The 15,131-nt window shown below is 64.7% G+C and carries 13 protein-coding genes and 2 pseudogenes; 6 read left to right on the forward strand and 9 right to left on the reverse strand.

The window, feature by feature from the left end; all coding sequences use genetic code 11:
* Positions 1 to 18: 18 nt before the first annotated feature.
* Positions 19 to 807, forward strand: coding sequence for a peptide-methionine (S)-S-oxide reductase MsrA (gene msrA / locus PCE31107_RS20745; protein WP_425494740.1), 789 nt, complete (start codon positions 19 to 21; stop codon positions 805 to 807).
* Between the two features lie 85 nt (positions 808 to 892).
* On the opposite strand, the gene PCE31107_RS20750 is transcribed toward msrA, so the two are convergent.
* The 6 genes from PCE31107_RS20750 to PCE31107_RS20775 form a co-directional block, all read right to left on the reverse strand.
* Entirely contained in the window at positions 893 to 1,270 is a 378-nt protein-coding gene (locus PCE31107_RS20750; RefSeq protein WP_017235070.1) for a VOC family protein, read from the reverse strand.
* Between the two features lie 162 nt (positions 1,271 to 1,432).
* Positions 1,433 to 2,116: a helix-turn-helix transcriptional regulator gene (locus tag PCE31107_RS20755; protein ID WP_150610510.1), complete on the reverse strand. Its 684-nt coding sequence runs from the start codon at positions 2,114 to 2,116 to the stop codon at positions 1,433 to 1,435.
* A gap of 46 nt (positions 2,117 to 2,162) precedes the next feature.
* Positions 2,163 to 3,416 (reverse strand): cytochrome c, encoded by a 1,254-nt coding sequence (locus tag PCE31107_RS20760; RefSeq protein ID WP_150610526.1) that lies wholly within the window; start codon positions 3,414 to 3,416, stop codon positions 2,163 to 2,165.
* A gap of 131 nt (positions 3,417 to 3,547) precedes the next feature.
* The gene (locus tag PCE31107_RS20765; RefSeq protein ID WP_130026703.1) at positions 3,548 to 4,234 is read right to left on the reverse strand and encodes a (2Fe-2S)-binding protein; all 687 of its coding nucleotides are present in this window, start codon (positions 4,232 to 4,234) and stop codon (positions 3,548 to 3,550) included.
* The gene (locus tag PCE31107_RS20770) at positions 4,231 to 7,050 is read right to left on the reverse strand and encodes a xanthine dehydrogenase family protein molybdopterin-binding subunit (protein ID WP_150610511.1); all 2,820 of its coding nucleotides are present in this window, start codon (positions 7,048 to 7,050) and stop codon (positions 4,231 to 4,233) included. The genes PCE31107_RS20765 and PCE31107_RS20770 overlap by 4 nt, the downstream gene beginning before the upstream one ends.
* Before the next feature lie 556 nt (positions 7,051 to 7,606).
* Positions 7,607 to 8,119 (reverse strand): GNAT family N-acetyltransferase, encoded by a 513-nt coding sequence (locus tag PCE31107_RS20775; RefSeq protein ID WP_150610512.1) that lies wholly within the window; start codon positions 8,117 to 8,119, stop codon positions 7,607 to 7,609.
* 91 nt (positions 8,120 to 8,210) lie between these two features.
* Between PCE31107_RS20775 and PCE31107_RS20780 the strand changes: the two genes are divergently transcribed.
* Positions 8,211 to 8,801 carry a helix-turn-helix domain-containing protein gene (locus tag PCE31107_RS20780; RefSeq protein ID WP_150610513.1) on the forward strand — a complete coding sequence of 197 codons (591 nt, stop codon included), beginning with the start codon at positions 8,211 to 8,213 and terminating at the stop codon, positions 8,799 to 8,801.
* Positions 8,802 to 8,821: 20 nt separating this feature from the next.
* Positions 8,822 to 9,070 (forward strand): annotated as a pseudogene (locus PCE31107_RS20785) (GNAT family N-acetyltransferase); the annotation flags it as partial.
* Between the two features lie 29 nt (positions 9,071 to 9,099).
* On the opposite strand, the gene PCE31107_RS20790 reads toward PCE31107_RS20785, so the two are convergent.
* Entirely contained in the window at positions 9,100 to 9,651 is a 552-nt protein-coding gene (locus PCE31107_RS20790; protein ID WP_130026706.1) for a DUF4019 domain-containing protein, read from the reverse strand.
* A gap of 127 nt (positions 9,652 to 9,778) precedes the next feature.
* Between PCE31107_RS20790 and PCE31107_RS20795 the strand changes: the two genes are divergently transcribed.
* Entirely contained in the window at positions 9,779 to 10,957 is a 1,179-nt protein-coding gene (locus PCE31107_RS20795; RefSeq protein ID WP_150610514.1) for a GGDEF domain-containing protein, read from the forward strand.
* Between the two features lie 105 nt (positions 10,958 to 11,062).
* Here the strand turns inward: PCE31107_RS20795 and PCE31107_RS20800 are convergent, their stop codons facing one another.
* Positions 11,063 to 11,782, reverse strand: a complete 720-nt coding sequence (locus tag PCE31107_RS20800; RefSeq protein ID WP_130026708.1) for a glutathione S-transferase C-terminal domain-containing protein — start codon at positions 11,780 to 11,782, stop codon at positions 11,063 to 11,065.
* A 144-nt stretch (positions 11,783 to 11,926) separates the two neighbouring features.
* Between PCE31107_RS20800 and PCE31107_RS20805 the strand changes: the two genes are divergently transcribed.
* Together PCE31107_RS20805 and PCE31107_RS20810 are read left to right on the forward strand one after the other, a co-directional pair.
* Positions 11,927 to 12,451 (forward strand): DUF2471 family protein, encoded by a 525-nt coding sequence (locus PCE31107_RS20805; RefSeq protein WP_150610515.1) that lies wholly within the window; start codon positions 11,927 to 11,929, stop codon positions 12,449 to 12,451.
* A gap of 38 nt (positions 12,452 to 12,489) precedes the next feature.
* Positions 12,490 to 14,184 carry a 3'-5' exonuclease family protein gene (locus PCE31107_RS20810; RefSeq protein ID WP_246181915.1) on the forward strand — a complete coding sequence of 565 codons (1,695 nt, stop codon included), beginning with the start codon at positions 12,490 to 12,492 and terminating at the stop codon, positions 14,182 to 14,184.
* Between the two features lie 377 nt (positions 14,185 to 14,561).
* Here the strand turns inward: PCE31107_RS20810 and PCE31107_RS20815 are convergent.
* Positions 14,562 to 14,894, reverse strand: a pseudogene (locus PCE31107_RS20815) (integrase core domain-containing protein); the annotation flags it as partial.
* Positions 14,895 to 15,131: the final 237 nt, after the last annotated feature.

The following is a 15,131-nucleotide window of genomic DNA, read 5'->3' on the forward strand; positions in this document are numbered from 1 at the left end:
GACGCCGGGAGTTTTCAGATGAATCCGTTCGATCCGCTTCACCCGTCGCAGGCCCGCGACGAAACGCCAGGCCAGTCGCCCCGCCGCACGACGCCCGCTTCGCGAGTGCGACGCCTGCTGCTTGGCACCGCCGCCGTCGGGGTACTCGTCTGGCAAGTGGGCGCGTACGCCTTCGGCGGTGCCGAGACAGCCGTTGTCATCGCCGCCCCAAAGCTCGACGAGCCCGCCACGGGGGTCCACACCGAGACGGCCGTATTCGCCGGTGGCTGCTTCTGGGGGGTGCAAGGGGTGTTCCAGCATGTGAAGGGCGTGACGAAAGCCGTGTCCGGCTACGCAGGCGGCACCGCGAAGACGGCCGATTACGAAACCGTCAGCGGCGGTGCGACGGGCCACGCCGAATCGGTGGAAGTGACGTTCGACCCGCAGCAAGTCTCCTACGGGACACTGCTGCAAATCTACTTCTCCGTCGCGCACAATCCGACCGAACTCAATCGTCAGGGCCCCGACACCGGCACACAATATCGTTCGGCCGTGTTCCCGATGAGCGACGCACAACGCCGTGTCGCCGACGCGTATATCGCGCAGCTCAACGCCTCGCATGTCTACAGCAAGCCCATCGTCACCCGCCTGGAAAAGTACTCGGGCTTCTATCCGGCCGAGACCTATCATCAGGATTTCCTGACCGAGCACCCGACGTATCCGTACATCGTCATCAACGACCTGCCGAAGGTGAAAGACCTCAAGCGTCTGTTCCCCGCACAGTATCGCGACACGCCCGTGCTCGTGAAATCCGCCACCGCGATGTAAGGCGTCAATGCGGCGATGGGCGATGGGCCCGGGCGGCCCGCGACTCTGGCGCCCCCCTCGCCCCTACCCTCGCCGCACGCTCGGCTTATCGCGGCGTGTCGGCGAGCTTGTACACGCGAACGCGGTGACCATCGGGATCGGACGCCACGAACGTGCGACCAAAGTCCATCGTCGTCGGCGCCTGCAGGATCGTGATGCCTCGCGCGCTCCAGTCCTCCCACGTGGCGTCCACGTGGGCGTTCGACGCCACCGGCAGCACGATTTCGCTGCCGCCGGGCGGCGCGATGGCCGTCGGCGCCACGCCATAGCGCGCCCACAGTCCCAACTTCATCCCCGACGGGAACACGAACATCGCGAATCCGGGCGATGCTTCAACCGGCTCGAGGTCGAACAATTCGGCATAGAACGCCGCGCTTTCGGGGGGACTCGAAACATACAAAATGACCAAGTTCGGATGCAGCATGATTCGCTCCTGTCAATAGTGATGGATGACGATTCGCCCGGCCGGTCCCCGCATCTGCGGTGCCGTCGTGCGCTGTCATGCATCGCATCGTACGAAGCGATGCTGTCAATTTTTGTCAGCAGTCGACCGGCGCCCGCGAAGCATCGCGAAAGCCGGCGGAGCTCACCGATTGCCCGTCGTTTCGCGCCACGCCTTGAGCAGCGCCCGTCGCCCGCGCGGGTAGCGCGTCGCGCTCACCGTCAGCGCCTCGATCCGATCGGCGCGGAAATGACGGAAGTCGTCGCGCAGCTCGCACCACGCGACGATCATGCGCATGTGATCGAAGAAGCCGAGCGCAAACGGCCAGATGACACGCTCGGACAGGCGACCCGCTTCGTCGCGATACGAGAGTTGGAGTTTTCGCTCGGCGCGAATGGCTTCGCGAATGACCGTCATGTCGACGATCGTCGGCGGTAACGGTTCGCCCGGGGCGATGAGCAAGGTGGATGCCTCGAGCGACGCGCGCAGGTCCGGCGGCAACACCGCCGCGATCTTGGCCAGCGCGTTCGCGCCGGCTTCGGCCAGGGCGCCGTCGGTGCGCTTGGCGACCCACCGCGAGCCCAGCACGATGGCCTCGATTTCCTCCTCGGAGAACATCAGCGGCGGGAGCAGAAAGCCCGGCTTCAGGACGTAGCCAAGCCCCGGCGCCCCCTCGATGTGCGCGCCCTGGGCCTGAAGCATGGCGATGTCGCGGTAGAGCGTGCGCAGGCTCACGCCGAGCGAGTCGGCCAGCGCCGCGCCCGCCACCGGGTAGCGGTGGCGGCGCAGCAGCTGCATCAATGAGAAGAGACGTTGTGTGCGGGACATGGCGCGACATTATGCGTCATGCCGTTGCGCGCGGCAGTGCACCGGATCACTTCTGGCGCAGTTGTCTGACGATCTCGGAATTCACGTCGCCCGCCTGAGCGCCGTAGGCCACACGCAGGTAATTGCTCAACTCGGCAATCTGCGCGTCGGTGAACTGGCGCGCGAAGCCCGGCATGTCCTGCATCGCTTCCAGCCCAGGGAACTGCTGCGGCTCGATGCCATCGAGAATCGCGACGATCAGATTGCGCGGATCCTTCTGACGCACCGTCGAGTTCCCCAGCATCGCCACCGCCACATGCGGCTTGCCTGTGCCGTCCACCGCATGGCAGCCCGCACACACGGCGAGATAGAGGTTGCGTCCCGCCTTCAACTGACTCGCGTCAGGACGCTCCGGGAGTGGGGCCGGCGCGGGAGGCGCGTCGCCCAGCAGATACGTCGAGACCGAGCGCAGATCGTCGGGCGTGAGGTATTGCGTGCTCAGATGCACCACCGGATACATCTCGCCGAATGCCGACCCTTGCGGGGCAATTCCCGTGCCAAAGAACGACTGCAGATCCTTCACCGTCCAGCCGCGTGCCGCCAGGGCGTCGGGCGTGAGATCAGGCGCGGCAATCCGGGCGAGCGCCGCCCCGCCGAGCGGCTTCGCGCTGTCGAGCTGACCGAACGTGCCGCGTGGCGTGTGGCATTCGGCGCAGTGTCCCAAGGCGTTCGCGAGATAGCGTCCACGCAGCCAGTCGGCGGACTGTCCCTTCGAGGCATCGGGCAATGTGTCCTTCAGGAACATCCAGTCCCACACGCGCATGCTCGGGCGCACGTTGTAGGGGAACGAGAGATCGTGCTTTCGATTGGGCACGGCCGCCGGCTTCACCGACATCAGGTAGGCGTAGATGGCGTCGCTGTCGGCGCGGGTCATCTGCCGATAGGACGTGTACGGCATGGCCGGATACAGCGCCTTGTCCGGGGCCATTCCGTCATGCAGCGCGCGGTAGAAGTCGTCGGCGGTCCAGCCGCCGATGCCGTGTGTCTTGTCCGGGGTGATGTTGGTGCCATAGAACGTGCCATATGGCGACTTGAGCGGCACGCCGCCCGCGAACGGCGCGCCGTTCGCGCTCGTGTGGCACGCGGCGCAATCGGCCGCTCGCGCCAGATATTTGCCGCGAGCGATTCGCTCGGGCAATGCGTTCTCCGCCGGCGAGGCCGATGCCGCGGCCCCACCGCTGGCCGACGATGCCGAGGCACTCGGTGCATCCGCGGCCATCCCGCTCGTCACGAGCGCGGGCGCCGCCGTCGTCTTGGGCATTGGCGGCTGGGCGGGCTTGGGGGGCTTGGGCACCGTCGAGTCGTTGCAGGCGGCGACGAGCAGCAGCGCGACAAGACAAGCCGCGCGCGCGCTCCAGCGGGTGGCGCGATTCAGGCGCATGGCGTCCCCTCTCATTTCGCATCCCTGATACAACCGGGCGTCTTGAGCACGACGTCGCGCACGGCCGTGTAATAGCGCACATACCCCGTGCACCGACAGATATGGTCGTTGAGTCCCTCGGTGATCGCGGCTTCGAGATCGGCGCGCGCGACCGGGTGGCGCTTCAGCCGTTCGATCAACACCGTCGCGGCATTCACAAAGCCCGGCGTACAGTAGCCGCACTGGAAACTGAAGTGATCGAGAAACGCCTGCTGGATCGGTGCGAGCGTGAGCTTGCCGTCGGCATCGCGCACCGCGTGGCCTTCCACCGTGCGCACCGTCTTGCCGTCGAAATAGTTCGCCCCGGTAATGCACGTGCGTACGGTCTCACTGCTGCCGTCGGCGTGATCGACGATCACTACGCAGGCGTGGCAGATGCCCTGCCCGCAGCCCAGACGCGAGCCGGTCAGGCCCAGGGTCTCGTGCAGCCAGTCGATCATCATCAAACCGGCCGGCACGTCCATCGGGCCATGCGACACACCGTTCACCTTCACGGTGACGGGCAACGTCTCCCACGGTGCTTTGCCGTTTGCCGGGGCTGCCGCCGCATTCGCCGCAAGCGGTGCCGGCGCCGCACTCGCCGCGCTCATCGGTTGTCCCGCGCCCGTCGACGCCGTGGCGTCCGACGCGGCCTGCGGTGTGCTCGAAGCGTTTGTCATGCCAGTACCTCCTGGATCTTCTCCGGTGTCACCGGCAACGTCGTAAATCGATGGCCGATCGCATGCGCGAGACCGTTCACAATCGCGCCAACGACGGGAATCATCACCACTTCCGCAATGCCTTTCGGAACGTCGGTTTCGGAGATCGGTGGCAATACCTCTCCGGTTTGCGTCCACACGGCGACGTCGACCGCACGCGGCAGGTGATACCGATTGAAGTTCCATGTGCCATTGCCCGGGCCGTCTTCATAAAGCGGCAGATACTCGTGCAGCGCATGGCCGATTCCCATCGCGAGACCGCCCTGCAATTGGCCCGAGACGAGTTGCGGCGAGATCTGGTTGCCGCATTCGACAATGGAATGATGGGTGAGCAGTTCGACCTTGCCGGTCGCCTCGTGCACCGACAGCGCCACGAGCGTGCCGACGGCGCTGTAGTACGTCACCGCTGCGTTGTTACGCTGCACCGGCGGGTAGTACACGCGCTTGCGATCGAGGGTGCGATAGCCGGTGGCCGACGTCGACGCAGTGGCCGTCGACGGCGTGGCCCCACCCTTTCCAAAGCGCAACGCAATGCCATCGACAGGCAGTCGCTGCATCGCGCCGTTGCCCAGATCCCAGTCCGCTTCGGCCCACTGCCAACGATTGAAGACATGCACCGTCGCTCCGGTCACCAGGCCCAGTTCGTGGGCCGCCTTCGCAAGCATGGGTAACGGCAGCGCTTCGAGCCCGGCGGCCGTGAGTTTGCCGTCGACCCAGCGTGCGTCTTCCGCCCGCACCACGAGCGGTGCGGCCTGTCCGCCGCCGAGGCCGCGACGCCAGATCGACAGCGCCGCCGGCCACAATCCCTGCATGAAGAGCAACCGTGCCGCTTCTCGCGTGCTGTGCGTGAAGTAGTAGGCAGAGTTCGTCGCGCTTGACGGCGAGGCGTATCCCGGCGACCAACGCGCATTGGCAGCGAGCCTGTCCTGATCGGCCTGCGACATCAGATACGGATCGCCGCTCGTCACGACCGGCAACTCCGGCCAGTCGGTGATCGCGACATGCACCTCCGTGGCCGGCATGCCAAGCCATTTCGCCACGGCAACCGCTTGCGACGTCGACGTGCCCGTACCGATCTCCACGGCCGTGTGATGTAACGCTATCTTACCCGTCTCGTCGATCTCGACACGCGCGAACGACGTCTCGGCACCAGTGCCGAAGTCTTTTTGCACGCAAGCGAATCCGACCCCGTAACGACGTCCCGGATGTGTCGCCTCGAACTCCGCTTTCTTCTTTTCGCGCTGCGTCCACAACGGATGCCGTTTCGCGCGAGCAAGCACCTCATCCACCCGCACCGCGCCCGCTGGAATCGCCCCTTGCGTGTTCTTCATGCCCGAGCGCAGCGCGTTCTTGAGACGGAACTCGATGGGATCGACGCCAAGCTGCGCCGCCATCTCGTCGATCATCATTTCCGTGGCGGCCATCGACTGCAACGTGCCGTAACCGCGCGCCGACCCGGCATCGATGGCCCGCGACGCAATTGCCACGCTCGCCAGATCGCTCTGCGGGATGTAGTAGATCGACTGCGCTGCCGTCGCTCCGACCATTGCCACCGAGGGCGAGAAATTCATCCGCCCGCCGCCGTTGCACTCCATGTCGGCCGCGAACGCCTGGAGCAGTCCGCTCTCCTTGTCGACGCCGAGGCGATAACGCAGCGTGAACGCGTGACGCTTGAGCGACGTCTGGAACTGCTCGTAGCGGTCGTTGGCCAGGCGCACGGGCAGGCCGTCGCCGTACATCGCTGCGGCCAGACCGTAGAACGGCATGTTGTAGTGATCCTTCGACCCGTAGCCCACCGTGTAGCACGGATAGACGATCAGGCGCTTGACCGGGAAGTGGCCTTTGGCCGCCATGGCCGCCGCGTTCTCCGCGACTTCCGAAGGCGATTGAGAGGGCACCACCATATGCAGCGTCTGCGTGGCGGCGTCGTACCAGCAGTTGGCGTTATCGGGTTCGAGCGCCGCCGTGTCGATCGACTGCGTGCGGTACTCGCGCGACATCACCAGCCAGTTCGTCGGCGGGTGCGAGAGCGATTCGCCGATCTTCGCCGCGTAGGCCATGCCTTGCTCGTCGAGCTTGCCGTGGTCGTTGCCGTCCGGCCACACGGGCAGATGCTTGCGCATCATGCTCGGGAAGATCGGCGCGTCCTTCAGACTCGAGTAGACGTCATCGTCATAGGCCGTCTTGCCGCCCACGCGCACGAAGCGGAAGCTGCCCCACGGATCGCGCTCGAGCGGGCCCGTCACGTCGCCGTAGCGAATGATCTCGTCGTGGAACTTGAGCTTGTCCTTGGCGAAGCGAAAGCGCGTGAAGTCGCGATAGATCAGGATCGCGACGGCGTGGCCGAGATAAGCCGGCGTCTTGCCGGCCGGCAGCAACATGTCGTCGCCATAGAATGCCGGGAACGCGATCCCGTCGCGCGCCAGATCGTCGGCCGTCACAACACGATCGGGTTGCAGGCCATCGTCCAGACGCGAGAGATCGAAACCTAGATATGCGCGGTCGGCATGCGTCGCGCGCAGCACGAAGGCATGGGCTTGCTGCACGGGCCAACCCGGCATGTCGCGCGAGCGCACGTCGCGCGCGAAAATCTTTTCCCCGGTCACCTTGGCCGTGCCGTCGATACGGAACTTCGCTTGTCCCTTGGCGGCGTCCCACGCAACCGGCGTGAGGTTCTTGTCTTCGAACAGCGCGGCGAACGCCCGGCTGCCCAACGGGGCGATATACACAGAGATACCCGCAATCACCGACGCCTTGAGAAACCCGCGACGCGTCACCGCGACACCGGGGGCGGCATCGGGACATTGGGCGCTTCGAGAAGACGCGGGAGATTCGGCGGCGGCATCTTGACGAGCGTCGTCGCTCGACACAACCGCAGGGGGAGCGGGCTTTCTTGGCAGGCGCGGCATAAGCGTTCCGTCCGTCTTGTTTTGGGGGGATGTATCACGATCACCAAGCTCGCGCAGACACCCATGCGCACAAAACGGCACCGCGACGATCACCGGGGCGAGATATCGGACACTTGCCGACTCGACCCACGAGGCATGGTCACGACGCGTGACATTCACCTGCCGTGATGCGCTCGTGAAGTTCGGTGAGAAGACGCTTCATGAGTGACACCGGACGTAGCAAGGCTACACGCCGAGTCCAGGAATGACAAGGTTGGCCATAGCACGCCGCGAGAGAATGCGCATGTGCTGTCGTCCAATGCACGCCGTGCAGCGGGCGCGGACGGTTGCTATTCGAAGCGGGTGATGTTGCCTATGCCCAATGAGAAATGCCGCTATATCTTTTTGGACATAGCGGCATCGAACGGAGGGTACGGCGCGCGTTTCAGCGCGTGGCGTCGATACGCAATTCCATGCACGTGAGATCGAGCCAGCGGCCGAACTTCGTGCCGACTTCGCTGAACGTGCCGACCGTAAGGAAGCCGAGCTTTTCGTGCAGCCGAATCGACGGTGCGTTCTGCGCTTCGATACTCGCGATCATCACGTGAATGCCGATGGCGCGCGCGCGCTCGATCAGCGCGCGCATGAGCGTCTCGCCGACGCCGCCGCCTCGCGCGTCCTTGTCCACGTAAATGGAATGCTCGACCGTGTGACGATAGCCGTCGAACGCGCGCCAGTCGCCAAACGACGCGTATCCCGCGACCTTGCCGTCGCGCTCGGCGACGATCACGGGATACCCACGCGCCACGCGTGCCGCGAGCCACTCGCGCCGGTTGTCCACGTCGACGAGCACCTCGTTCCAGATGGCGGTCGTGTGCTCGACAGCGTCGTTATAGATGTCGCGAATAGCCGGGAGGTCGGCGTCGGTGGCGTCGCGCACGATGAGCGAGGAAGTCATTTGAGGGGTCCCGCAAACAAGAAGCCGTGGATGACGGCGTGAACAATGCCATCTATTTTACTGGAAATTAATTTCCAGTAAACTGGACGTCATGGACATCAACGAACGCATCGCCCGCCGTGTGCGAGATTTGCGCAGCGAGCGCGGCTATTCCCTGGATACGCTGGCGGAACGCAGCGGCGTGAGTCGCTCGAGCATCTCGCTCATCGAGCGGGCGCAGACCAGCCCGACGGCCAACGTGCTCGACAAGCTTGCCACCGCGCTCGACGTTACGCTCGCTTCGTTGTTCGATGACCGGGCGAGGGAAGATACGCTGCCATCGCCGCTCGCACGCCGTGCCGACCAGCCGTTCTGGACGGACCCGGACTCGGGCTACGTGCGACGCAACCTTTCGCCGGCGCAGCCGTCGCCGTTGCAGCTTGTCGAAGTTCGCTTCCCACCGGGCGAGCGCGTCGCCTATGAGGCCGGCACGCGAGAGAACGAAGTCTGGCAACAGATCTGGGTGATTGAAGGCACGATCGAGGTCACATTGGACAACGTCGCGTGGCGGCTGGGTAGCGGCGATTGTCTCGCCATGCGGCTCGATCGGCCGATCAGCTTCCACAATCCCACGCCGGTCTCTGCGCGCTATCTGGTCGGGCTCGTAACGTTACCGTTCGTGGCTGCAAGGAGAACACCGTGATTCCTTTTGCCTTGTCGTCCATCGCCTCGCCCATCGCCCTGCAGCGACTTGACGGCGCCCAGACCTTGGCGGCGATCGACGTGCTTGCCGACGTACTCATCGACTGCGTGCAGGGCGGTGCATCCGTGAGTTTCATGCAACCGCTCACACGTGAGCGCGCTACCGCATTCTGGCGAAAAGTCGCTGAAGGTGTTGCGCGTGGCGAGCGTGCGCTGCTCGTCGCCCGTTGGCGTGAACCCGGCTCGGCTCGCGACGGGGAAATCGTCGGCCAGCCCCCGCTGGCCCCGTCAGCCCGACATCAGCGCACCAAATAGCCCGCGACCCGCCAACGGCTGTCGATGCCGAAGACCATCGTCACCATCTCATGGGCCTCGGCTTTGTGCTCGAAGACCGTGTTGTACTGAATGACCACATACTCGCCGTCCGGCTGCCCGGGCAGCGTGCGCGTAAACACCGCATCCGCGGTTTTGCGCGACTTCACCCGGCCCAGCGGCTCGCGCGCGGCCTGCAGGCGCTGAGCCCAGTCGTCGGCCGTGATCGCTCGCTGGAACACCGGGGCGGCCTGCTCCCAGCTCTGCTTTCCACGATTGATGTCCGTCAGTCCCAGCCAGAGGTTGGCGGCCTCGAGCGCGGGACGCACGTCGCGATTGATATCCGCCGCCGGGGCGCTTGCGCTGCTGGCCGGGGCAGAAAATAGCGGCGGCTGGGCCGAGCGGCGCAACATCGGCTCTTGCTGCGCCTGCGCCGGGAGTGCGGCAAGCCCGGCGATGGCCACGACGGCCAGCGCCAGCGTGGGGGACCGGCGAAAGCGAGGGGAGCGATGTGACGGATAGGATCGGGTCTTCGGCATTGACGCAAACTCCTTGAAACAAAAAAGACGAACCCAGTCATTCTACTGGCGTGTTAGGCATGTAACGCGCGTAGCGGCGTACATTACAATGCACAACACATGTCCGCTTCCCCCGCTGGTCATCGCCATGTTGACGACGTCTTTGCTCGCGATCACCTCCCTGCTCAGCTTCATGATGTTGCTGATCATGGGATCTCTTCTACGCTCGCACGTGGCGGGCGTTCGCGAGTGGTGCTTCGCCAACGTCGCGGTACTCATTGCCCTGCCGCTGTTTGCGCTGCGCGGCGTCGTCCCAGACGTCCTGTCGATCGCTGTCGCCAACGTTACCCTAGCGGGCGGCCTGCTGCTTTACTTCGCGGGCTGTGCTCGCTTTCTCGGCCAATCGCCGCATTGGCCGGCATTGGGCGCATCGCTCGGCGTGCTCGCTGCCGCCATCGTGTTCTGGCGCTACGGCACCGACGACCCACAGGCGCGCGTGGTCGTCGTCTCCGCGTTTCACGCGGCGTGGCTGTTGGCCACGGCCGTGCTCATTGCCCGACATATTCCCGCGCGCCGGCATCCTTACAACTATTGGCTGACGACGGGCCTCGCGGCGGCGTTCGCCATCGGGCATGCCGTGCGCGGCGTGGCCTTCGGCTGGGCGCCGGCGCCCGGGCCCGAAGTGTTCGCGCCCACGATGTTCAACGCCGTGATGCTCACCATCGGCACGATCGTCATGCCCGCCATGACGATGGGCGCGGTCATGATGATTCACGACGCCATGCTCGCCACCGCAGAAGAGGCCGCCAACCGCGACTATCTGACCGGCGCGCTCTCTCGCAAACACTTCGACCTGCTCGCGCGTCAGGAGATGGCACGGGCGGTGGCCCGCAGTTGGCCCCTTTCGATCGTGGTCATCGATCTCGATCATTTCAAGCAGATCAACGATACGCACGGCCATGCGGGCGGCGACACGGTGCTTCGCGAATTCGTGAAGCTCGTGCGCGATATCCTGCGCGAAGGCGATGTCTTCGGGCGGCTGGGGGGAGAGGAATTTGCCGTGCTGCTGCCGGGCACGGACACGCCCGGTGCAATTCGCATTGCCGAGCGCCTGCGCAGCCAGGCGAGCCGACATCTGGTGGCCGGCCCGTTCGGCGTGTGTCAATACACGCTCAGTGGCGGCGTGGCGACGTGGCACGAGAATGAAAGTCTCGAGGCGCTGTGCATGCGCGCCGACCGCGCGCTGTACGCCGCGAAGATTTCCGGGCGCAACCTCGTGCTCTCCGACGTGCTGCCGAGCGACGAGACAGCTTCCGAGGCGGGCTGATCCAGCCCGGCGTCGGCCTCCAGCGTCGATGTCAATTCGCGGCAGTGTGACGTCGTGAAATCGCGGATTTGCCGTCCTGCCGTCCTGCCTATCGGACGCTACGCCTCAAGCGCTCGAGCCTTCGCCCGCGTCGCGAAAGAACTCGCGCTGCATGCGCGCGACATAGGCCATCAGATTCGGATGGTTTGCGATTTCGTCGCGCAGCGCCATGCGGAAATGCGGCGACGCGGCGCTACCGATGAAACCGAAAGCCGTGGCATCGGCGCCGCACGGCGCATCACCGAAAAAATAGGGTTTGTCGCCGAGCAATTCGGCCGCCGCCTGTGCGCCGCGCTTGAGCAGTTGCGTTTGCTCCTGTGGCGTATAGCGCCCGGTGCCCTGCGCGTGCAGCGTGCCGCGGATCTTGCGACGGATGAACGCTTGCGCGAGTGGCCGCACCGGCCAGGGAATCGCCTTGAAGAACGAAGCCGGCCCCTTGGCGAAGTTGTCTTCGTCGCACCAGCGCGCCTGCACGACGTGCCAATAGAAATGATCTTCCAGCGCCTTCTCGAACATCCACGCCGCGCCCCGTCGCTCGGGCGTGAGACCGGCATCGAAATCGAACCCGTACTTACGCTCGATGTGCAACCGGATCAGCGTGGAGTCCGCGACGATCTCACCTTCGTCATCGATATAGGGAAGCTTACCCTTGGGGGCATGCCGAAATCCACTGCGATCCGTCCGATAGGACAGTCCGGCGAGCTTGAGCAGCATCTCCGCCTTGACGACAAACGGGCTGGCATCGGGCAGCCCGAACGACGGGCCAAAGGTGTACAGGGTCAACATCGAAGTCGGGTTCCCGCAGGGTGGGCATGGCGCAAAGTATTACATGCGGCGACGACGGCGGCGACCCCGTCGGGTCGGTCGGGTCACGTCACTCGCGCACTGTGATTTTATACAGTATCATGTCCTCCAATCGAGGAATGTCTTATGGAAACCATCGACTGGGATCAACTGGCGCTAAGCGCTGCCGAGCGCGACCTTGCTGGCATCGTGAGAGCGATTGCCGCGCGCTACGCGCAACAGCGTGCGGGCACCGCGAAAGCCACATCGGCACGCACTGCCGCCGTTGCGACAGCCCCTGAGGAAGCGAACGAAGCGAATCATCCGAGTGAAGCGGCAGCGGCATTGACGCTCGACTGGCGCACGCTCCTCGCCATTGCCGACGAGGCAGAGGCGGATATTGGCCTGCATGCACGGCATGAGGCGTGGGCGCTGGCGCGGCTGCTGCGCCTGCCCGGCGACGAGGCGCTGCGTCGCGACGGCGCTTTGCCGCAGCTCGATGCACTCGTCGATCTGCATTGGCCCGACGCCCCGGCACCGGCGGTATTCCGTGCCATCGTCGCGGCATTCGCAGATGACGACCTCTCCGGCGACGACGCGGCGCCGTTTCCGTCCGACCGATCCGTTCGGCCGATCGCGTCGCACGCCAATGCGCCGGCATGGCCGGCCTGAGCGCGGCCGAAGTGCGCAGGCGCAACGCGACCGATGACATGCGGGACATCGTAATCGAGCACGCCGACGACGCCGCGATCCGCGAAGTGATGGATCCTGATGCGCTCGCCCGCTCGCTGCCGGCGCCGATGGTCTTCGTCGATCTGGAGACGACGGGTGGCAATGCGCTCGGCGACCGCATCACCGAGATCGGCGTGGTCGAAGTCGGCCCGCATGGCGTGGAACAGTGGAGTACCCTGCTCGATCCGGCCGAACCGATCCCCCCGTTTATCCAGCAGTTGACCGGAATCACCAATGAGATGGTGCGCGGTCAGCCGTCGTTCGAGACGCTGGCGCACGGATTGGCGGAACGTCTGCGAGGCAAGTTGTTTGTCGCCCACAATGCGCGCTTCGATTATGGTTTTCTCAAAAACGAATTCCGGCGTGCCGGCATCGCGTTTCAAGCCGATGTTTTGTGCACGGTGCGTCTGTCGCGTCTGCTGTTTCCCTCGGCGGCGCGGCACGGTCTGGATGCGCTGATCGCCCGGTTCGGCCTCGCCCCGCTGGGCCGTCACCGCGCGCTCGCCGACGCCGATCTACTCTGGCAGTTCTGGCAAAAGCTTCACACGATTTACACGCCCGATCTGATCGAGCAGGCGGTGCAACGGGTGACCAAACGTTCGAGCCAGCCGCCGCAGTTACCGGACGATGCCATCGACGCCCTGCCGAACCGCCCCGGCGTCTACCTCTTCTATGGCGAAGGCGACATGCTGCTGTATGTGGGCAAGAGCGTCGACATCCGCGCACGCGTGCGTTCGCATTTCTCCAGCGATCATCAGGTCGCCAAGGATCTGCGTATCTCGCAGGAAATCCGGCGTGTGGAAGCTCGCCGCACGGCGGGCGAGCTTGGCGCGTTGCTGCTGGAGTCGCAACTGGTCAAGCAGTTGCAGCCGGTACATAACCGTCAACTTCGCCGTGCTTCGCAACTCTATAGCTGGCAACTCACGCCGGATGCCGACACGCCCGAGCTCGTCAGCGCGAAGGCGGTCGATTTTGCCGGCGCCGAGGCCTTGTACGGCACCTTCTCGTCGCGCACGGGTGCGCAGAGCGCGCTGCGCACGCTGGCGGACGAACATCGTCTGTGCTGCGTGCAGCTCGGGTTGGAGACCGTGGGCGCCGGCCGGCCGTGCTTCGGATACCAGGTCAAGCGTTGTGATGGTGTATGCGTCGGCGATATGCCGCTCGCCGCGCACACCGAGCGGGTTCGCCAAGCGCTCGCCACGCTACGGTTGGAAACGTGGCCGTACGAAGGCCCTATCGCGGTTGAAGAACGCAGCGCCGATACCTCGGAGGTCGACTACCACGTGATCGACCGCTGGCAGTATCTGGGCACTGTGACGTCGCGTGACGCGTTGGACGCCTTCGTCGACACCTTGCCTGCCGCGACCGGCTTTGATCCTGATATTTACCGACTCCTGGGCCGACGCCTCGCCGCCTTGCATCAGGCGAGCGATACCGTCGTGCATGACGTCGCTGGCGCTCAGTCGGCCGCAGTGGAAGACGACATCCCGACGTCGGTACGCGGCAAGGCAGCACTACTGGCCGTTCTGCCGCTGAGCCGCCCGGCGTTTCGCCTCAGCTTGGTAGATCCACCGGCCCCAGCGCCCGACAGGCCCAGCGCGGCGCTGTTGCGTCGCCGTCGACCACGCCCCGAAGACCCTGCGCAATATCGGCTGCCGTTCGACGCTCAGTAGCGCAGGCGGTCGGCAACGGCCGCCTTAATGCGTCGTCCGCGGGGCGCCCTCGGCCCCGTCGCCGTAACGCCCGCATTTAAGTTTGCAGTATGGGACCCTGACAGAATCCCGTCCCAATAGCCAGACGGAGGTCAGTCGCGCGAAGCCACGCGCCGACGATAACGCTGTTCGATCACCCAGCGCATTGAGACAATTGAGGCACCTCATTCCTGAAATAGCCAAGCAGACGTCAGTCGCGAGAGGCCATGCGCCGGCGATAACGCTGTTCGATCACCCACACCCAGCGCATTGAGACAATCGAGGCGCCCATTCTGAAATAGCTAAGCAGACGTCAATCGCGAGAGGCCATGCGCGGGCGATAACGCGTTCGATTGACCTTACCCCGCCGAGTAAACCAATCTTAAGTTAGTGACGTTGCTGATTTGATGTTGATGCAGTTGCCGGAATTGGTCCGGCGCCAGCCGCCCCAGGGCGCTGTGCTGGCGCACAGTGCTGTAATCGTTGCGCCATGCCTCAATGCGTTTGCGTGCATCGTCAAGGCTTCGGAATACGTGCTGATTCAAACATTCTTCGCGTAACCGTCCATTGAAGCTCTCAATGTACGCATTCTCGACCGGCTTTCCCGGACGGATGAACTGAAGCCGCACGCCGTGCTCGTGAGCCCAGGCGTCCAGCGCCTTGCTAACGAACTCTGGCCTGTTATCGACCTGGGCATCAAGCCACGCTGCCGCGACAGGGCCAGGCGTTATCGCCGTCGACATGACTTAGGCATCGAGCCGTGAAGCCGCGCCACCGCTCGGCATTATCGCCGTCGGCACGACCTGGACATCAAGCCACGCAGGCGCGCCGGGGCTGGGCGATATTGCCGGGGAAAAGCAAAAACCCCTTGCTACACGAGTTAGCAAGGGGTTTTTAGGGGGAGCCTGACGATTACCTACTTTCACACG

This window comes from Pandoraea cepalis (genome assembly GCF_902459625.1).
Taxonomy (GTDB): Bacteria; Pseudomonadota; Gammaproteobacteria; order Burkholderiales; family Burkholderiaceae; genus Pandoraea; species Pandoraea cepalis.